Source organism: Dethiosulfovibrio salsuginis, from assembly GCF_900177735.1.
In the GTDB taxonomy this organism is placed as follows: Bacteria; Synergistota; Synergistia; order Synergistales; family Dethiosulfovibrionaceae; genus Dethiosulfovibrio; species Dethiosulfovibrio salsuginis.
In genome coordinates this window covers 1-19,654 of the sequence record NZ_FXBB01000005.1, presented here as the reverse complement: position 1 = coordinate 19,654, position 19,654 = coordinate 1, and the positions used below count along the sequence as shown (strand labels likewise).

Genomic DNA, 19,654 nt, shown 5'->3' with positions numbered 1-19,654 from the left:
ATACGGAGGAGGAGTTGACTTTGGATTACGATTTTCGATCCATAGAGGGTAAATGGCAAAAGTATTGGGATGACAACAGGACCTTCAAGGCGGTGGAGGATCCCTCCATACCGAAGGACAGAAGGCGGTACGTTCTCGACATGTTCCCCTATCCCTCCGGGGCAGGGCTTCACGTCGGCCACCCAGAGGGCTACACCGCTACGGACATATACTGTAGATTCCTCAGGATGAAGGGCTACGCCGTCCTCCATCCTATGGGGTTCGATTCATTCGGACTTCCGGCGGAGAACTACGCCATAAAGACCGGGACCCATCCGGAGATAACCACCAAAAGCAACATCGATAACTTCAGGGAGCAGATAAAGTCCCTGGGTTTCTCCTACGACTGGGACAGGGAGGTATCGACCCATACACCTGACTACTATCGTTGGACCCAGTGGATATTTCTGAAGCTTTTCGAGAAGGGCCTGGCCTACGAGTCCGAGACCCCTATCAACTGGTGTCCCTCCTGTCTGACCGGACTCGCCAACGAAGAGGTCAAAGAGGGCCGTTGCGAGAGGTGCGGGGCTCAGGTGGAGAGGAAGAACCTTCGCCAGTGGATCCTCAGGATAACCGCCTACGCCGAGAGGCTTTTGCAGGATATCGACAAGGTGGAGTGGCCCGAGGCCATAAAGGCCATGCAGAGAAACTGGATAGGCAAGAGCACCGGGGCTGAGGTGGCCTTCTCCTTAGAGGGAGGACAGGGAGAGCTTCGGGTCTACACCACCAGGCCCGACACCCTTTTCGGTGCTACTTACATGGTTCTTGCCCCTGAGCATCCCCTGGTGGACGTCATAACTACCGACGAGCACCGGGAAGAGGTGGTCAATTACATAAGACAGGCGTCGCTGAAATCTGACCTGGAGAGGACCGAGCTGAACAAGGACAAGACCGGGGCCTTCACCGGAGCCTACGCCATAAACCCCATGAACGGCGAGAGAGTTCCTGTGTGGATCTCCGACTATATCCTAATATCCTACGGGACCGGGGCCATTATGGCAGTTCCCGCCCACGACCAGAGGGACTGGGAGTTCGCCACCAAGTTCGACCTTCCCATAATCGAGGTTCTTCAGGGCGGCGATGTCTCGAAGGAGGCCTTTACCGGCGACGGTCCTCACGTGAACTCGGGTTTTCTGGACGGTATGGGCAAGGAGGAGGCCATAGAGGCCACGATTCAGTGGCTGGAGGAGAGGGGAAAGGGCAACAGGGCCATAAACTACAAGCTCCGTGATTGGGTTTTCTCAAGGCAGAGGTATTGGGGAGAGCCTATCCCCTTGGTCCACTGCGAGAAGTGCGGCATAGTGCCGGTGCCGGAGGATCAGCTTCCTCTTCTGTTGCCCGAGGTGGAGAGCTACGTCCCAACCGGGACGGGAGAATCTCCACTGGCGGCTATAGAGTCGTGGGTAAACACCACCTGTCCCTGTTGCGGCGGTAAGGGCAAGAGGGAGACAAACACCATGCCCCAGTGGGCCGGGTCCTGCTGGTATTACCTCAGGTATCTGGATCCCAAAAACGACAGAGAGTTCGTCGGCCAGGATAAGGTGGACTACTGGATGCCTGTGGATCTCTACGTAGGAGGGGCGGAGCACGCTGTGCTTCATCTGCTCTACGCCCGGTTCTGGCATAAGGTGCTTTTCGATATCGGAGTTGTCAACACCGACGAGCCTTTCCGGAGGCTGGTCAACCAGGGAATGATAACCTCCTACGCCTATCAGAGGAAGGACAAGTCCCTGGTGGCCATGGATCAGGTCACAGAGGTCGGTCCCGATTCTTTCGTCGAGACAGCCACAGGGGAGCCCCTTGAGAGGGTCGTGGCCAAGATGTCCAAGTCCCTTAAAAACGTCATAAACCCCGACGACATAATAAAGAACTACGGCGCCGATTCCATGAGGATGTACGAGATGTTCATGGGCCCCCTCCAGATGTCCAAGCCCTGGTCCACCCAGGGGCTTATAGGAGTTCACCGCTTTCTGGAGAGGCTGTGGCGTCTGATGGACAGGCCTATGGTTGACGACGTTCCCCCTGTGGAGCTGGCCCGGTGTCTCCATAAGACCGTAAAGAAGGTGTCCGAGGACACCGATTCTCTGAACTTCAATACCGCCATAGCCCAGATGATGGTCTTCGTAAACGAGAGCTATAAGCACGATCAGGTGTATAGATCGCTGATAGAGCCTTTCGTCCTCTGTCTCTGCCCCTACGCTCCCCATATGGCCGAAGAGCTGTGGGAGAGGCTTGGCAAGACCAGCTGCGCTTCTCTTGAGGCGTGGCCTGAGTACGACCCCGATATGACCGTGGACGACGAGGTTACCATAGCGATTCAGGTCAACGGCAAGGTCAGGGAAAAGCTCCAGGTTCCCTCGGATATATCCAAAGAGGATCTGGAGAAAATAGCCTTAGAGCATCCTGGAGTTCAGAAGCGAATGGAAGGGATGAAGGTCGTAAAGGTCATAGTGGTCCCCGGCCGTTTGGTCAATCTGGTGGTGAAGTAGTCGGTGCCCCATCTGGTGATCGTGAGCGCCGCTGAGTCCTCTCAGCGGCGTCTCCTTTCCGAGGCGGTCTCCGAGTGTCGATCTCAGGGGTATGAGGTCAGAGAGGGCCAATCCTGGGACAGCTGGTCGGAGCTTATGTCCGATTCGATGGCAACAGGGCTGTTTTCCTCGAAAGTAGCACGAATACTGGAGGATCCGACCTCTTTAGGGAGTTTCCCTTCGGCTTCTATAGATGTTCTCGAGGGTCCCGATAGCGATGTAAGGCTGATCTTAGTCTACCGGGGAAACCACAAGAAGTTTTTGGGCAAAGAGGTCGTCGCAAAATCCTCCTTGATGGAGGCGGAGGTGGTGCCTTTTTGGCCCTCAAAAAGGGTCTCATGGCTGATAGGCAAGGCCCGTTCTTCGGGCATAGACCTGTCCCACGAAGGGGCCTCTACGATGGTGGAGTGGCTCGACGACGGAGAGGAGCTCCTCTCCGTACTGGCTACTTTAGGCGAGGTTGCCGACGGTGCTACTGTGGACCTTGGGCTTGTTAAGGAGATGGTTTTAAACCAGCAGGGACGGGGAATGCTGACTTTGCTGGACGGTTTTTGCTCAAGAAGGGCGGGGCTGTGCATTCAGGGCTTGAGAGAGCTTGAGGATGCCGGTGAGCTTATCCCCGTCTTGGCGGCACTTCACAAGCGAATCCGTTTTGCCTTTTATCTCAAAAAGTACGGAAAAGACGGAGGCTTCGAGAGGGCTTTAGGCATGACCCAGTATCAGGCCCGTCAGGCCTGGGAAGGGGCAGGGCTCTACGATCTCTCAGAGCTTGTGGCCCTTATGGCTGAGGTCGTGGGCCTCTCTATGGCGGAGAGGACCGGCGCAGGGGAAGGATGGATAGGCCTTGAGAGGCTGTTGCTCCCCAGGCTTTAGGCATAAAAAAACGAGAGGTGCGTCTCCGCATCCTCTCGGTGGTGGTCCTCCATAGGAGGTCGTTTCATTAGGCCTTGGCTGTGGCCAGTCCCTTGACCTTTGCGGCCAGGCTGGACTTGCGGCGAGCGGCGGTGTTTTTGTGAACCACGCCTTTGACGACTGCCTTGTCCAGTACGGACTGAGCCATATCAAGCCTTTTAGCTGCCAGGTCGGTATCTCCCGCCGCTATGGACTCGATAACCCTCTTGGCTGCGGTTTTGCAGCGACTCTTCCAGTAGCGGTTGTAAAGACGGTTCTTCTCCGAAGTACGTACTCGTCTCTTTGCGGACTGTTTGTTGGGCATCCTTGTTTCACCTCCTCGAAAAAAATCGTATTATATTCTAACACGCTCGTCGTGTCGAGAGCCATAGGCTATGCTTCGGGCGCAATACAAGATTGTATCAGAAAACGACGGTGATTGCATGACCGATTTCTTTGGGCCTGATGGCCTTTTTTGTTCAAAACTCGAGGGCTTCGAGTATAGAGCCCAGCAGGAGACCCTCTCTAAGGCTATTGCCGAGGGTCTTAAAGCGGGAGGAGGCTATCTTCTGGCCGCCGAGGCCCCTACAGGGGTAGGGAAGAGTTTTGCCTTTTTGGCTCCTGCTATAGAGTGGGTTCAAAAGGAGGGGGGAGCGGTATTGGTCCTTACCTCCAGTATTCCCCTTCAGGAACAGCTGATATCGAAAGATCTTCCCGCCCTTTCCCAGGTTATGGGGGTCCCGGTTTCTTTCGGACTTCTGAAGGGAAGAGGAAACTACGGATGTATGAGAAAGGCCTTTGACTTAGGAGACGACGGCTTTCTCTCCTTCAACGACGGAGGAGAGGCGTCGGAGACCATAATGGCCTGGCTCTCCACCACCGACGAAGGAGACCTGTCGGAGATACCTCTGCCTCCAGGTCATCCGGTGGTGGAGCGTATATCGGCGAGCTTTAGGGGCTGTCTCGGCGGCAGATGCCCTTTTAGAGAGCGATGTTTCGTCCAAAAGTCTCTCAGAAACGCCGCAAGGTGGCAGGTTGTAGTGGCTAACTATCACCTCTTTTTCGCCTATACCCTCAGCAGAGGGGGGGCTTTCCCGGTGCCTGTTAAGGCGATTTTCTGCGATGAGGCCCATAGGATGGCGGAGGCCCTTTCGTCGGTATCGACTCAATCGGTCAGAAAAGACGATTGGCTCAGACATCTGAAAAGGGTTCCCCTCCCTAGGCTGGATCAGGCCGTCTGTAACGCCCTGGGCTACGATCCAGAGTCTCAGGCCGGGCTGGTTAAAGAGTCCGGGGAGCTGGCCAAGGCCTTTTTCGACAGGCTGGACAGTTTAGGGGGTAGAGGAGGAATCTTTAACGATCCCCCCGAGCAGCTTACCAGGGACGGAAGGGCCCTCATGGATAGCTTAGGCCCTATAACCTCTATAGGTAGAAAGATCGACGACTATATATCCGACATGGGGCCAGCAGGGGAGGATGTCGCCAGGGATAACGGTGAGTATCTGGCCTGGTCTCAGGTGCTGGTGGAGATGATAGAGTCCCTCCGGTGGTGTCTGGACGTGTCCGACTATCCCCATTGGACCTATTGGAGGGAGGAGGGAGGGCTTTTTAGCTCTCCTAGCTGGTGCGGCGATATGCTACCCTCCTCTTTCGGGGTCTCCGGCGATTCGCCGGTTATAGTGGCCCTTTCCGCCACTATGGCGGTGGACGGAAAGCTGGATTACTGGATCAGGGAGACGGGGTTGGTTCCCGACAGGACCCTTTTGCTCGATTCCCCATTCGATCTCAAAGGTCAGATGGATATCTCGGTGGTCGATCTGGATACGGCGGTCACGGACGAAAGATACGACGATAGGGTGTGTCGGGTTGTCCGAAAGCTATGTAAGGATAACCGAGGTAGCTCTCTGGTGTTGCTCAGCTCGACCAGGCTGTTGCGGCGGGTCGGTAGCTATCTCAAGAAAAACGACGACGGATACTCTGTACTCGTCCAGGGGGAATTACCTAGGTCCGAGCTATTGAGGCTCTTCCGAGAGGACCGGACCTCCGTGCTGGTTGGAACGGTGTCCTTTAGGGAAGGGGTGGACGTTCCCGGAGATTCGCTGACCCAGGTTATAGTGGACAGAGTTCCCTTCCCCCACCCAGAGGATCCAGTTCAGATAGCTCGACGAGACCTGGAGGGACAGGCCAGTTTTATGAGATCCGTCCTGCCTAGCGCGAAGATGAGCCTTCGTCAGGCGATAGGTAGGCTTATCCGCTCCGGTTCGGACAGAGGAAAGGTGGCTATACTCGACGGCAGGGTCCTCTCCAGAGCCAACTGGAGGATCCTGGAAAGTTTGCCATCCGTGCCCATTAAGAGGGTTAGAGTGATAGATAGGGCTGTTGCTCACATTGGTGGAGTATGATATATTGTCCCGGTTGAAGATCCTGCGAGAGGGATCGCCTATCTCCGTATAACGATAGGTTTAATTGTCGGCAAATACCTTTATTTACATTAGAGAAAGCAGGTGTAGCAATGAAACAGACATTTCAGCCTCACAACAGACCTAGGAAGAGAAAGATGGGTTTCCTCGCCCGCTCCAGCTCCCCAAGCGGACGTCGTATCCTGGCAAACCGCAGGGCTAAAGGTCGTAAGAGACTGGCAGTATAGTTCCGTAGCGTTGGCTTTTCCGTATCCACCTTCCTTGCGTCTCAGGAAGGGATGGGAATTTGACGCTGTGTTCCGCACCGGCGGTCGGCACAGAGGTTCGCTGGTGCGGTTGTTGTTTATCGAGGCGCCTGACGGGGTTACCCGTTTCGGCGTGGTGGTGGGCAAAAGACAGGGTAACGCCTGTGTCCGCAGTCGCGGAAGACGGGTGCTTCGGGAGGCGGCCCGCAGGCTGGCTCCCTGGGTTCGTCCTGGGGTATGGTTGGTGTTTAGCCTCAGTACAAGAGGTTTGACCGCAAACGGCAGGGATATTTACTACGATCTAGGGTCTTTGATGAAGAGATCCGGTTTTTTGACCGATAGTTGGCCTGGCCCTTCGTGGTAAAACCGATGAGGTCTATCGTGATTTTGATTATTCGGGGATATCAGGTTCTGGTATCCCCTTTTTTAGGAAAAAACTGTCGTTTTTATCCGACCTGTTCTCAGTACGCCATAGAGGCTCTGGATAGGTTTGGGGTCCTTCGTGGCGGTTGGATGACTATCCGTCGCATCGCTAAATGTGGACCTTGGAACCCCGGTGGATACGATCCGGTGCCCTCTGACGATAGCTTCAGAGGTCGCTTAAAATAGAGGGAGAGTGAGCGTTTTGTGGGAAGCAGCGAGTAACGCTATGTACGGTTTGATGTCGGCCATTCACGGTTTTGTAGGTTCCTGGGGGTTAGCGATTATAGGTCTGACCCTTCTGGTGAGGCTCGCCCTTCACCCCTTGAACCACAAGCAGCTCGTGAGTATGCAGAAGATGCAGAAGCTTCAGCCCAGACTGAAGATGCTCCAGGAGAAGTACAAAGACGATAAAGAGGCTCTTAGCAGGGAGACCATGGCTCTCTACAAGGAGAACAAGGTAAACCCCGCCGCTGGCTGTCTGCCTCTTCTCGTTCAGCTGCCTATTCTGATCCTCCTTTTCAGGGTCCTTATGAACTCCGATTTCGGAGGAGCCTCTTTCTTAGGGGTTACCCTGGAAGGGTCCGTCCTCTCCACTATGGCCTCCGCTCTTGGCATGGTCACAGAGGAGGGGGTCCAGGTAGGTTTTACCGCTGTCCTTAAGGGCATAGCGGCAAACCCCGGAGGATTGGCTTCCGTAGGGGTTTACGGGCCCAACCTTCTGCTCCTCGGTTTGATAATCTTCGTCACCTGGTATCAGCAGAAGATGACCTCCAGCGGCAATCCTCAGATGGCTATGATGAACTATTTCATGCCTCTTTTTATGGGATTTATCTGCCTTAGTCTTCCTGGCGGTGTTATGCTCTACTGGGGAATGTCGTCCTTTATCGGCGTAGCCCAGCAGTGGTGGGTCGTCCGTAAGGTGTCTACCGAGGAAAAGCCAACCCTTTACAAGGAAAATCCCCTTAAGAAAGGTGAGCTTTAAAACCGGAAGGGAGTGATTCGTTTTGGAGAATCAGAAGGTTGTCCTTGAGGTTAAGACGGAAAACGAGGCCCGATATCAGGTAGCCAGATCTTGGGGGGTATCTCCCGATAGCTTGGTGGTAAAGGTTCTCGACGAGGAAAAGGCCTTTTTCGGTCTTTTCGGAAGAAGGCTCAGGGTCGAGGTTAAAATGGCCTACTCGCCGGAAGAGGAGCCATCGGTAGAAGAGGCACCGGTGGAGACCCCGGTGGAGGAGCCGTTGAACGAGCCCTCCTGCGAGTGCGAGAGCCCCTCCTGCGAGGAGGACCTGATCAGAGAGCTCCTTTCCAGGATGGATCTGGATCTCGTGGTAGAAAAGGGAGACGGTCTCGGACTCAATATCTCCGGTCCTGATGCCGCTATCGCCATAGGCAAGCACGGGGATACGATAAAGGCCCTGGAGTACCTTGCTAACCTTATGTCTCGTCAGGCATCCAGCGGAAAGATCCGTCTCGATAGCGATGGTTACAGGGATAGAAGGGAGATCTCCCTCCAGAGGCTGGCAAATTCCGCCGCTAGGGATGTCCTCAACACCGGAAGGACGGTGTACCTCGATCCTATGACGAGCTGGGAGAGACGCATAATCCATATGGCTCTGAAGGACAGAAAAGACGTAGAGACCCACTCTATCGGCGTCGATCCCGACAGAAAGGTAGCGGTGAGGTTGACCAATCAAGGCCGTAAAAGACACCGCTCCAAGCGGCCATAGTCGATGAAGCCGGTCCTTTTTTATTTGGGATCCGTCCCGGTTCACAGCTATTATCTGCTGTGGACCGCTGGTTTATGGGTGGCCCTTTTCTGGACCAGGTCCAGGGCGGAGGCTCGCTATTTAGTCGACCCCGACAAGCTCCACTCTATTCTGGTATGGAGTTTTCTGGCGATGTTGTTAGGTGCCAGAATAGGCGGTTATTTCGATAACTGGTCGGTTTACGCCGCCGACCCCTCTAGGCTTCTAAACCTTTTAGAGGGCGGGATGTCCTCTTTGCCCGCTGCCTTGAGCTGTGGTCTTGCGGGGATATGGCTCTGTCGTAAAAAAGGGATTCCCGTCTGGAAAGTCGCTGACGCCGCTTCCATTCCCACTATGGCCTGTATCGCCATAGGTCGGTGGGGCTGTTTTCTGAACGGCTGTTGCTACGGTGGAGAGACCTCCTGTTTACTGGGGGTACGGTTTCCCGGTATGACCGCACCGGTTCACCCTACCCAGCTTTATTATTCCGGTGGGGCCTCGGCGATCGCCCTTTTGCTCTGGTACCTTGAGTCGAAGATCGGCACAGCGGATCGAAAATCGCCTGTAGCGGTTCTTTGGCCGGTGCTCATGATTCTCTACGGCCTTGAGAGGGCTTTTGTAGATGTCTTAAGGGAAGGCGACAGGATAGGTCCCTTTAAGCTAGGGCAGGTTCTCGGAATAGCGGTGGCCATAGTCGGTATGGTTTGGCTTTTCAGGTCTATCGCCGTCCTTAGGTCAAATTGCTCTGATTTAGGTCGGTAAAATTTACGATGTAGATTACTTCCCTTTGGTGTAAAGTGAGACAAAACACAGGGAGGTGGCTATAATGAGTTTTAACCTTAAAAAAACAGCTTTAGCTGGGGCATTGGTCGTCGTTCTGTCCCTAAGCTCTTCTCTATGGGCTCAGGATATCTATTCAGGTAACCCGGTGGCCGATCTCTTCGAGAAGGCCGCTCCGGCGGTGGTCAACATAGATACCGAGGCGATGGTCAGAAGGAACCTGTCTCCTTTCGGCAACGATCCGTTCTTCAGGGAGTTCTTCGGCGATAGGTTCAAGGAATTTTCTCAAATGGTCCCTATGAGAGGTCGGGGATCGGGGTTTATCGTCAGCGACGACGGGAAGATCCTCACCAACAACCACGTCATATCGGACGCGGACAAGATAACCGTTACCCTTTCCGACGGCAGGACCTTTGAGGCTTCGGTGGTAGGAAAGGATCCCACTTTCGATCTGGCGGTCCTTAAGATAGAGGCCAAAGATCTGCCGGTACTCGAGCTTGGCGATTCTGAGGGTGTCAGAGTGGGGGAGTGGGCTATCGCCATAGGTAACCCTCTTGGCCTGGAGCACTCGGTGACAGTAGGGGTGGTCTCCGCTAAAAACAGGAGCATAAACGCCAGAAACTTCAACTTTGACGGTTTCCTACAGACCGATGCGGCCATCAACCCGGGCAACAGCGGAGGTCCTCTTCTTGGGTTGGACGGCAAGGTTATCGGCATAAATACCGCCATAATACCCTACGCCCAGGGGATCGGTTTTGCTATACCTATCGACATGGCTAAACAGGTCATGGACGATATAGTGACCTACGGCAAGGTGAGAAGGGGCTGGCTTGGGGTGTACGTCCAGCCTGTCACCAAAGATTTCGCCCAGGCCTACGGACTTGAGGGCACCGAAGGTGCCCTGGTTAGCGACGTTATACCTGATTCACCGGCGGCGAAAGCGGGGCTCCGTAGAGGTGACGTCATAAAATCCATCGCCGGCAAGAAGGTCAAAGACCATCAGGATTTTGTCATGAAGGTCAGACACCATATGGCGGGGGAGAAGGTCCCCCTTGAGATAGTCCGCAGGTCGAAGAAGGAGACAGTAGAGGTGCTTTTAGCGGAGGTCGACGATACTGTGGCCTTTGGGGCTTCCGATTCCGGTCAGGTCGACAGGCTTGGGGTTAAGGTAGCTAAAGTCACCGCTCAGTGGCGAGAGAAATACGGGTTGCCCTCCGACGACGGTGTGGTCGTCCTGTCGGTCGGCGAGAGATCGGCCGCCGCAAGGGCGGGCATCAAAGAGGGAGACGTCATTCTAGAGGCCAACGGCCTGTCTCTATCCGGCCCTTCCGATCTGGCGAAGGCGTTAAAAGAGGGAGATTCGGCGGTTCTGCTCATAAGAAGGGACGGAAGGACCTCCTTTATCTCCATACCTCTAAACCAGTAAAATAAAAACGGCGTTCCGAGCTATAGAGTTCGGAACGTCGTTTTTATTGTGTGCTGTCCTGCCTCCCGATTTATGGGCTAGCAGTCCGATTAATAGGTATTCTTGGTGTTATAATAGACTGTGTTTTTTACTCTTGATAAGGGGGGAGCGGCCTAGTTATGAAGACTTTGAGCATAGGAAAGAAGCTTGTCTCGGTGGTTTTGGGTGCCGTTGTTTTGGGGATAGCCATTATGGCTACGGTGGTGTACACCAGGACCGGATCTATGCAGTCCGATTCGGCTATCGAGTACACCCATGCCCTGGCGGAGGTTCACGCTAAAGACGTCCAGGCTAAGCTTGAGGCCGGGCTGGGGGTCGCCCAGGTGATGGCCCAGATAATGGAGGGCTTTGGAACCATAGGTCTTGGAGGTAGACGAAACTATTTTAACAACATGCTTCAAAAAGTTTTAGAGTCAAACCCAAGCTTTATCGGTATATGGTCCTGCTGGGAGCCTAAAGCCCTTGACGGCCTCGATTCTCGTTACGCTAACAGGGAAGGCTCCGACGAAACCGGTCGCTTTATACCCTACTGGAATCGCTCGAGCGGTGAGATAAAGCTGGAGCCTCTCGTCGATTACGACAAGCCAGGGATTGGAGACTACTATCAGGTTCCCCTTAAAACAGGAGAGGACACGATAGTGGAACCCTACATGTATCCTCTGAACGGAAAGGATACTTTGCTCATAAGCCTGGTTTCCCCTATTAAGAAAGACGGCAAGGTCTTAGGTGTCGTAGGAGTGGATATCGTAGTCGATGAGCTTCAGAGGATGGTGGAGGGCATTAAGCCCTACGGCACAGGAGTTTCCGCCATATTCAGCAACAACGGCACAGTGGTGGCTCATTTCGATCCCTCGAGGATCGGTAAGCAGATGCGGGATTCGGAGAGGGACATGAACGGCGATAGGACCGACGACTTTGCCGATGCGGTCAAAGCTGGCAGAGAGCATTCCCATACCGTATATGCCGACCATATGAACACCGATATTTACGTTATGGCTACGCCTATCTCCATCGGAGGGACCGATACTCCCTGGTCCTTCGTCGTAGGGGTCCCTATTAATAAGGTCATGGAGCCCGTCAGGTCGCTCCTCTATTACATAGCTTTCGTGGCTCTGGCTGTGACGATTTTGGTCGCCCTAGTCGTATTGATGGCGGCTAGAGGGGTCACCAGGCCTCTTCAGACGGTTATAGGGCTGGCTCAGAGGGCTAGAGGCGGCGATCTTACCGTCGCCAGGGAGGACTTTGGCCCTACCAGAGGGGACGAGTTAGGACAGATGGCCGATGCCATCGCCGATATGATATCGAAACAACGGGAGTCCCTCCAGGCTATCTCCTCCGTCGCCGAGAGGCTTGGGAATACCGCCGAGGATCTCTCCGCGGTGGCCCAGGAGACCAACGCCGGAGTGGAGGAGACCAGAGCCGGTGCGGATGACGTTTCCTCTCAGATGGACAGCCTGGCGATAACCGCCAAGGAGATGAACGTCTCGGTGGACGAGGTCGCCAGTGGGGCACAGTCTACGGCACAAAAGGGTACCGATATGGCCAACGAGGTCGATGAGGCTCGTTCCGCCGGGGAGGAAGGAATAGACGCCGTCGGTAAGGTTGCCTCCAGCGTTAAAGGTATGGCTAAAGAGGCCCTTCGTGCCGCTAAGGAGATGAAAGGTCTCGGCGATCAAGCGAGGGAGATCCAGAGCTTTGTGGTTCAGATAAGCAGAATAGCGGATCAGACCAACCTTCTGGCCCTGAACGCCGCTATAGAGGCGGCCCGGGCGGGCGAGGCTGGCCGAGGTTTTGCTGTGGTAGCCGAGGAGGTTCGGAACCTGGCGGAGGAGAGCAATCAGGCGGCGACGAAGATAGCGAACCTGGCTTCCGAGATAACCAAGAACCTCGATATCGTGGTGTCCTCGTCGGAGAAAAACGCTAAAGAGTCCCAGGAGTCTAGCGACCTGGCGGAAAACACCAAGGTTATCATAGATAAGATGATGGACGGCCTTTCCAAAATAGCCTCGGCGACCCAGGATCTCGCGGCGGTCTCTCAGGAACAGGCGGCGTCCAGCGAGGAGATAGCCAGCGCGGTTCAAGGCGTTTCGTCGAAGGTGAGTTTAGCGGCGTCCTCTTCCGATACGGTTCGCAGTCAGATAGGAGAGGTGGCTTCCGCTGCGGAGCGGGTAGCCCGTGGATCGGAGGAGCTGGCGGAGGTCTCTATGGAACTCAGAGGGTTGGTCAGGTCCTTCAAGCTGTCCGAGAGCGGCAGATCTCAAGGTCTCGTCTCCAGGGAAAACTAGATCTAAAAAAAGCCCTGAACCGTGTGGTTCAGGGCTTTTTTTAAACTAGATCGCTACACTGTACCTTGTAGCCGACTCCTCTTACCGTTACGACGATAGAGTCCATTTTATGCTCTCTGAGCTTGTCTCTGAGGTATTTTATGTGTACGTCGACTACGTTGCTCGTGCCGTCGTACTCCTTCTGCCATACCTCGGTGATTATCCTCTCCCTGGAGAAGACCTGATTATCGTGTTTCATGAGAAGCTCGAGTATGTCGAACTCCCTTCTTCTCAATGGGACGGTGTTTCCGTCTATTCGGCACTCCCTTGCGATAGGATCGAGAATCAATCTGCCGCAGGTTAAAAGAGGCCTGTGGCTCTGGGCACTCCTACGGATGAGGGAGTGAACCCTGGATATTATCTCTCTGCTGTCGCAGGGAGCTCCAACGTAGTCGTCCGCTCCCTGGTTGAACATCTCGACCAGATCTTCGACGGTTTTATCGCTGGATATGATCATTATAGGAAGCCCCATGCCGCTCTCTTTGTTGAAGCTGAGGAGGTCCATGCCGCAGGAGTCCTGTTCGTTCTTTCTGTCTATGATGACGCAATCGTACTTGTTGGACTTAAGCATCTCCAGGCCTTCCTGAGGATCGCTTATCCTGACCACCGTGAACTCTCTGGAAAGATCTCCAAAAAGGTTCTGGTTTTCACCTGTGTTTACCGTATCCTTATCCCCTATCATCAGAATTCTCACTAGTACCACCCCTGGTAAAAGATTGTATTTCATCGGTGTATCCCACCGTTTACATGTATTAAAACACAACCACAGTCTTCTGTCGAGAGTGAAATAGGATTTTTTTGAGTTTTTTTCCTGGATCTTTTCGTTGCTTCTTGTATAGGCCATGGTTTGATGGTAGAATTCGACTCACCTGGTTCTAGGTTTTGCCCGTAGAGGTTTTTCTTGGATTCAGGATTTCGGCTAAATGCCAGATTCAGAGGTGCGTAAATGCTTACAAAAGAACAGAAAGGCGTAATTATCGAGGATTATCACACTCACGGTAGCGACACCGGATCTCCTGAGGTTCAGATCGCCATCCTCACCAAGAGGATCAGGGATCTCACCGAGCATCTTAAGATCCACAAGCACGACTATCACTCAAAAAAGGGCCTCCTTACCATGGTCGGCCGTCGTCGTAAGATGCTTCGCTACGTCAGGGAGAAGGACTTCAACCGCTATAAGAGCCTCATCGAGAGGCTGGGACTCAGACACTAGTTTGGGCTTTTGTGGGGACGGATTTTATCCGTTCCCGCTTTTTTTTAGGTGCTTTTGTGGTATGCTTAGCCCCATCAAAAGGGATAGAAAAGAAGAGGAGGACTCATTGAATGAAGAAGACCTATAAGGTAACTATTGGGGCACAGGAGATGGTATTTGAGACCGGTAAGGTCGCAAAGCAGGCTTCTGGGTCCATCTGGGCCAGCCAGGGTGAGACGGTTGTCCTTACCACCGCCTGTATGACCGATAAGCCCAGGGAGGGGCTGGACTTTTTCCCCCTTCTCGTCGACTTTGAGGAACGTTTTTACTCTGCAGGAAAGATTCCCGGTGGATTCATAAAGAGGGAGGGCCGTCCGTCTCAGACCGCCACCATAAGTGCGAGGGTCATAGATCGCTCCATAAGGTCGCTTTTTGAGGGATGGATGCGTCACGATGTCCACGTTGTCGCGACGGTCCTATCGGTGGACCAGCTTAACGCCCCTAATATACTGGCGATAAACGCCGCATCCGCCGCTTTGACTATATCGGATATCCCCTGGGGAGGACCGGTAGGAGCGGTAAGGATCGGCTGTATCGACGGAGAGTTGGTCGTTAACCCTACAGAGGCTCAGATGGTAGACAGCTCTCTGGAGCTTGTGGTCAGCGGTCACGCCGACGGTATCACCATGGTGGAGTCGGGCTCTAAAGAGGTTTCCGAGGAGCTTTTAGTCGACGCTATGGAGATGGCCCATCAGGAGATAAAGAAGATCGTCGCCCTTCAGCTTCAGATGAGGGAGGAGATCGGACGTCCTAAGATAGTCATCGAGCCTCCTCAGGTGTTCTCCGAGATAGACCAGTGGGTCGAGGCCAATCTGAAAGAGGATATCGGCCGTGCCGTAATGATCCACGAGAAAAAGGAGAGAGGATCGGCTATTCGGGAGATAGAGGCTAAGGCAAGGGAGCATTTCGCCGAGTCTTACCCCGACAAAGGCGGCTATATCTCCAAGGTGGTAGAGCACTGGGTAAAGACCATGATGAGAGCCATCACCGTCAAGGAAAAGAGACGGGCCGACGGCAGAAGGACCGACGAGCTTCGGGCGGTATCCTGTGAGGTCGACGTTTTGCCCAGGGTTCACGGTTCGGCTATTTTCACCAGAGGAGAGACCCAGGCGCTTGCTACCGCCACTTTGGGGATGTTAGGTGAAGACGATCAGCTTATCGATGGCCTGAAGCACGATGAGCCTAACAAGAGCTTCCTTCTTCACTATAACTTCCCTCCTTTCTCCGTAGGAGAGGTTCGGCCTATGAGAGGTCCGGGCAGGCGAGAGATAGGCCACGGCGTTTTAGCGGAAAGAGCACTGTTCCCGGTGGTCCCGAAAGAGGACGAGTTCCCCTACGTAACCAGGGTTGTATCCGATATCCTCGAGTCGAACGGTTCCAGTTCCCAGGCGTCGGTATGTGGCGGAAGTCTGGCCCTCATGAGTGCTGGAGTTCCTATCAAGAGGCACGTCGCTGGCATCGCTATGGGTCTGATCAAAGAGGGAGACGACGTAGTCGTCCTGACCGATATCCAGGGGCTTGAGGATCACTACGGAGATATGGACTTTAAGGTGGCTGGAACCAGAGACGGCGTTACCGCCCTTCAGATGGACAACAAAGCGGGAGGCATCACCAGAGCTATCCTCCAGCAGGCGTTGGCTCAGGCCAGAGATGCCAGAATGGCTATCCTGGACGTTATGGAAGAGGCTATCTCAGAGCCCAGAGATCTTTCACCTAACGCCCCTAGAATGCAGACTATGACTATCAACGTCGATAAGATCAGGGATGTCATAGGACCTGGCGGAAAGGTCATCAGAGGGATCACCCAGGAGACCGGAGCTAAGGTGAACATCGACGATAACGGCCAGGTTCTGGTCGCAGGGGCGACTCAGGAAGAGGTCAACGCCGCCATCAAGATGATCAGCGATATAGTCCGTGAGGTTCAGGCCGGGGAGGTCTTCCTGGGCAAGGTCACCAGACTGATGGCCTTCGGGACCTTTGTGGAGGTTCTTCCCGGAAAAGAGGGACTCCTTCACGTCAGCGAGATAAGCACCCATAGGGTTGGCAAGGTGGAGGACGTGTTCAAGCCTGGAGATCAGGTCTTGGTCATGGTCAGGGAGATCGACGACATGGGAAGAATTAACCTAACCAGAAAGAAGATCCTCGCCGACGAGGCGAAGGTTAAAGAGGCTGGCCTCGAGACCTGCCTGCCCTTTGAGGCGGAGAGGGACACCTTTATAGGGACCCTTCCTCCCGCACCTCCTGCAGGATCTGACGGACCTAGAAGGCGTCCTGGTGGTGACGATCGTCGCAGAGGCGGCAACGGAGACGGCGGAAGAGGCAGGAGATAAAAGGTGGATGTATTCGTCCCCGTGGTAAGGGAAGGGGAAGCCCAAAGGCTTCCCCTTCCTCGCTATGAAACCGAAGGCTCCGCCGGTATGGACTTACTGGCCTCCGAGGCGGTTGCGATCCCTCCAGGACGATGTGAGGCTGTTCCTACAGGCCTTAAGATCGCCGTCCCAGTTGGCTTTGAGGCTCAGATAAGGCCGAGAAGCGGTCTGGCTCTTAAAAAATCTATCTTGGTCCCAAATTCCCCTGGCACCATAGATTCGGATTACAGAGGAGAGGTCAAGGTAATTCTGATGAACCTTGGAGATTCTCCTTTCGAGGTATCCCCCGGGGATAGAATAGCTCAGATGGTGCTGACTCCTGTTGTCAGAGCTGTCTGGGAGGATGTAGACTCCCTGGATTCAACGGAGAGAGGTGAAGGAGGCTTCGGCAGCACCGGCCTATCCTCCAGTCCCGGCGAAGTCAGTTAACGCTTTAGGGCACCTCTAAAAACTCTGACCCTCGGAGAGATCGTTCCGACGGAGCCCATTTGAGCCCGTATACTCGACCTGCCGTTGTGTAGTACGAATGGGGCGACAGGACGTCGCACCAAGCCGAGGGGGCACAGGACGTGCCCTCCGAGGCGGTTCGTACGGAACAGGCAGGTCGAGTATACGATTGGGCGAAACAGGGCGCAGGCGGGACGGTCTCTCCGAGGGGACCTGAATGTGAGTTTTAGAGGTTCTATTAAGTTCAATTTTTGTATTTAACCGTTAGGAGGAATATTTATGTATCGTTTTTCTGGAGCAGACGGTAAGGTAATGGAGTCGGATTCTTTATCCTCCGGCGACGTCCTTAAATCGTGGAAACAGGATAAAGGGGCTCTGGCAGCTAAGGTAAACGGGCAGGAGCTTGATCTGGACGTGGTTTTGTCCGCCGACTCCGAGGTGCTCCCTATCACCGCAGAATCGGAGGAGGGGCTGGACATACTCAGGCACTCCACCGCTCACCTTCTCGCCCAGGCGGTGACCAGGCTTTTCCCTGGCTCGGTGGTGGCCATCGGTCCGGTTATAAAAGACGGTTTTTACTACGATATAGAGTTTAAAGAGCCTATCTCCGAGTCCGACCTCTCTGAGATAGAGAAAGAGATGAGGCGGATCGTAAAAAAAGGCATTCCTATAGTCCGAAAGAACATCTCCAGAGAGGATGCCATCGCCCTTTTCAGGGAACGTCAGGATCCCTATAAGGTGGAGATCCTTGAGGCCATAGAGGACGACTCGGTCAACGTTTACTGGCAAGACGAGTATGTCGACCTCTGTCGTGGACCTCACGCTCCTAATACCAGATATCTCAAGTATTTCAAGCTTCTCTCCGTCGCCGGTGCCTACTGGAGAGGTGACGAGAATAACATAATGCTCACCAGGATATACGGAACCGCCTTCGCCTCCCAGGAGGAGCTGGAAGGCTATATCCACAGGATGGAGGAGGCCAAAAAGAGGGATCACCGCAAGCTCGGCAGAGAGCTCGGCCTTTTCACCCTCCACAGAGAGGGGCCTGGTTTCCCATTCTTCCACCCTAAGGGCATGGTGGTTATCAACACCTTGGTGGACTTCTGGAGAAAGGTCCACCGTAAGAACGGCTACGACGAAATAAAGACCCCTCTGATCCTCAACAGAGATCTGTGGATCCAGTCGGGCCACTGGGATCATTATCGGGACAATATGTACTTCACCGAGATCGACGAACAGCCCTACGCCATCAAGCCTATGAACTGTCCTGGAGGGATCATGGTCTATAAATCGGACCTCCACAGCTACAGAGAGCTGCCCCTGAGGCTCGGTGAGCTGGGGACCGTCCATCGTCACGAAAAGTCCGGAGTGCTTCACGGTCTGATGAGGGTCAGATGTTTCACCCAGGACGACGCTCACCACTACTGCACCCCCGATCAGATCAAAGACGAGGTTTCCCTGATCATGGATATGGTGGACTATATCTACTCCGAGGTGTTTGGCTTTAAATACCACATAGAGCTCTCCACAAGGCCGGAGAACTCCATGGGTTCCGATGAGCTTTGGACGCTGGCGGAAGACTCTTTAAGGGAGGTCCTGGAAAGAAGAGGGGTGAAGTACATCCTAAACCCCGGTGATGGAGCCTTCTACGGACCTAAAATAGACTTCCATCTGGAGGACTGCATAGGCAGGACCTGGCAGTGTGGCACCATCCAGCTTGACTTCCAGATGCCAGAGAAGTTCGACGTAAACTACATAGGCCCTGATGGAAAAGAACACCGTCCCGCCATGCTCCACAGGACGATACTCGGCAGCCTGGAGCGGTTCTTCGGCATACTCATAGAGCATTACGCAGGAGCCTTCCCCTTCTGGATAGCTCCTGTCCAGATAAAGATATTGGCGGTCGGAGAGGACCACGTTGCTTACGCCAGAGATCTCATGGCGAGGCTTAAATGTGAGGACTACAGGGTGGAGCTAGACGTAAGGGACGAGAAGCTAGGCAAAAAGATAAGGGACGCCCAGATGGAGAAAGTCCCCTTCATGCTGGTAGTCGGCGATAAGGAGCTTGAGAGCGGCACGGCGGCGGTGAGAGATCGCTCCGAGGGCGATCTCGGATCCATGTCCTTTGAGGACCTCCTGTCACACCTAAAGGGTCAATTCTCCCCCCTTTAATTGCCACTCTTTTTAGGGCACCTCTAAAAACTCTAATCCTCGGAGAGACCGTTCCGACGGAGCCCACTTGAGCCCGTATACTCGACATGCCGTCGTGTAGTAAGAATGGGTCGACAGGACGTCGCCCCAAGCCGAGGGGGCACAGGACGTGCCCTCCGAGGCGGTTCTTACGGAACAGGCAGGTCGAGTATACGATTGGGCGAAACAGGGCGCAGGCGGGACGGTCTCTCCGAGGAGACTCGAAAGTGAGTTTTTAGAGGTTCCCTTTAGCTAACTTGGAGTTTGCGGGCATGTATGCTGTTATAGACCTAGCTCGTCCTTTTCCTTAGGCTTTTCCTTAGGTCCACCGTCCAGTATGGTCCAGAGACTATCGCTTTGGTCTCCGTCCTAAACACTATAGGAGCCGTATCCATAGACCGCATCCACGACATACTCCACGGGGCCTGTAAACTTCCTATATCCACGGGAACGATCTACAACATGGTAAAAAAAGCGGTTCTCTCCGTAGCCCCGTCTGTGGAGGTCATAAAGGAGAAGGTCAAAGCTCTCTCCTT

General features: G+C 54.1%; 17 protein-coding genes. 15 read left to right on the top strand and 2 right to left on the bottom strand.

The features are described from left to right. Positions 1 to 20: 20 nt before the first annotated feature. Together leuS and B9Y55_RS03190 are read left to right on the top strand one after the other, a co-directional pair. Positions 21 to 2,528: a leucine--tRNA ligase gene (gene leuS, locus B9Y55_RS03195; protein WP_085543917.1), complete on the top strand. Its 2,508-nt coding sequence runs from the start codon at positions 21 to 23 to the stop codon at positions 2,526 to 2,528. Between the two features lie 21 nt (positions 2,529 to 2,549). Further along, positions 2,550 to 3,440 carry a DNA polymerase III subunit delta gene (locus tag B9Y55_RS03190; RefSeq protein WP_159448214.1) on the top strand — a complete coding sequence of 297 codons (891 nt, stop codon included), beginning with the start codon at positions 2,550 to 2,552 and terminating at the stop codon, positions 3,438 to 3,440. Between the two features lie 67 nt (positions 3,441 to 3,507). Here the strand turns inward: B9Y55_RS03190 and rpsT are convergent, their stop codons facing one another. Beyond that, positions 3,508 to 3,783 carry a 30S ribosomal protein S20 gene (gene rpsT, locus B9Y55_RS03185; RefSeq protein ID WP_085543915.1) on the bottom strand — a complete coding sequence of 92 codons (276 nt, stop codon included), beginning with the start codon at positions 3,781 to 3,783 and terminating at the stop codon, positions 3,508 to 3,510. 118 nt (positions 3,784 to 3,901) lie between these two features. On the opposite strand from rpsT, the gene B9Y55_RS03180 reads away from it, so the two are divergent. The 9 genes from B9Y55_RS03180 to B9Y55_RS03140 all read left to right on the top strand — a co-directional run bounded on the left by B9Y55_RS03180 (position 3,902) and on the right by B9Y55_RS03140 (position 12,821). Then, positions 3,902 to 5,860, top strand: a complete 1,959-nt coding sequence (locus B9Y55_RS03180; RefSeq protein ID WP_159448213.1) for an ATP-dependent DNA helicase — start codon at positions 3,902 to 3,904, stop codon at positions 5,858 to 5,860. A 110-nt stretch (positions 5,861 to 5,970) separates the two neighbouring features. Beyond that, on the top strand, positions 5,971 to 6,105 hold the full coding sequence (gene rpmH, locus B9Y55_RS03175) for a 50S ribosomal protein L34 (protein WP_005661824.1): 135 nt from the start codon (positions 5,971 to 5,973) through the stop codon (positions 6,103 to 6,105). Between the two features lie 10 nt (positions 6,106 to 6,115). Continuing rightward, complete coding sequence (gene rnpA, locus B9Y55_RS03170; RefSeq protein WP_234986116.1) at positions 6,116 to 6,487, top strand: ribonuclease P protein component; 372 nt, start codon at positions 6,116 to 6,118, stop codon at positions 6,485 to 6,487. 17 nt (positions 6,488 to 6,504) lie between these two features. Then, positions 6,505 to 6,732 (top strand): membrane protein insertion efficiency factor YidD, encoded by a 228-nt coding sequence (yidD, locus tag B9Y55_RS03165; protein ID WP_407641439.1) that lies wholly within the window; start codon positions 6,505 to 6,507, stop codon positions 6,730 to 6,732. A 7-nt stretch (positions 6,733 to 6,739) separates the two neighbouring features. Further along, the gene (locus B9Y55_RS03160; RefSeq protein ID WP_234986115.1) at positions 6,740 to 7,528 is read left to right on the top strand and encodes a YidC/Oxa1 family membrane protein insertase; all 789 of its coding nucleotides are present in this window, start codon (positions 6,740 to 6,742) and stop codon (positions 7,526 to 7,528) included. Positions 7,529 to 7,550: 22 nt separating this feature from the next. Further along, a complete protein-coding gene (locus B9Y55_RS03155; protein WP_085543912.1) occupies positions 7,551 to 8,273 on the top strand; it encodes a R3H domain-containing nucleic acid-binding protein in 723 nt (240 codons plus the stop codon). A 3-nt stretch (positions 8,274 to 8,276) separates the two neighbouring features. Beyond that, positions 8,277 to 9,053 carry a prolipoprotein diacylglyceryl transferase gene (locus B9Y55_RS03150; protein ID WP_085543911.1) on the top strand — a complete coding sequence of 259 codons (777 nt, stop codon included), beginning with the start codon at positions 8,277 to 8,279 and terminating at the stop codon, positions 9,051 to 9,053. Between the two features lie 64 nt (positions 9,054 to 9,117). Then, positions 9,118 to 10,497 carry a DegQ family serine endoprotease gene (locus B9Y55_RS03145; RefSeq protein WP_085543910.1) on the top strand — a complete coding sequence of 460 codons (1,380 nt, stop codon included), beginning with the start codon at positions 9,118 to 9,120 and terminating at the stop codon, positions 10,495 to 10,497. Between the two features lie 158 nt (positions 10,498 to 10,655). Further along, complete coding sequence (locus B9Y55_RS03140) at positions 10,656 to 12,821, top strand: methyl-accepting chemotaxis protein (protein ID WP_085543909.1); 2,166 nt, start codon at positions 10,656 to 10,658, stop codon at positions 12,819 to 12,821. Positions 12,822 to 12,861: 40 nt separating this feature from the next. Here the strand turns inward: B9Y55_RS03140 and B9Y55_RS03135 are convergent, their stop codons facing one another. Then, positions 12,862 to 13,554, bottom strand: coding sequence for a response regulator transcription factor (locus B9Y55_RS03135; protein ID WP_085543908.1), 693 nt, complete (start codon positions 13,552 to 13,554; stop codon positions 12,862 to 12,864). 252 nt (positions 13,555 to 13,806) lie between these two features. On the opposite strand from B9Y55_RS03135, the gene rpsO reads away from it, so the two are divergent. From rpsO to thrS, 4 genes are all read left to right on the top strand, one after another. Next, positions 13,807 to 14,073, top strand: a complete 267-nt coding sequence (rpsO, locus tag B9Y55_RS03130; protein WP_085543907.1) for a 30S ribosomal protein S15 — start codon at positions 13,807 to 13,809, stop codon at positions 14,071 to 14,073. Positions 14,074 to 14,183: 110 nt separating this feature from the next. After that, entirely contained in the window at positions 14,184 to 16,442 is a 2,259-nt protein-coding gene (locus B9Y55_RS03125; protein ID WP_085543906.1) for a polyribonucleotide nucleotidyltransferase, read from the top strand. Positions 16,443 to 16,445: 3 nt separating this feature from the next. Beyond that, a complete protein-coding gene (gene dut, locus B9Y55_RS03120; protein WP_085543905.1) occupies positions 16,446 to 16,910 on the top strand; it encodes a dUTP diphosphatase in 465 nt (154 codons plus the stop codon). Positions 16,911 to 17,207: 297 nt separating this feature from the next. Next, on the top strand, positions 17,208 to 19,100 hold the full coding sequence (thrS, locus tag B9Y55_RS03115; protein ID WP_085543904.1) for a threonine--tRNA ligase: 1,893 nt from the start codon (positions 17,208 to 17,210) through the stop codon (positions 19,098 to 19,100). The last annotated feature ends 554 nt before the right edge of the window (positions 19,101 to 19,654 follow it).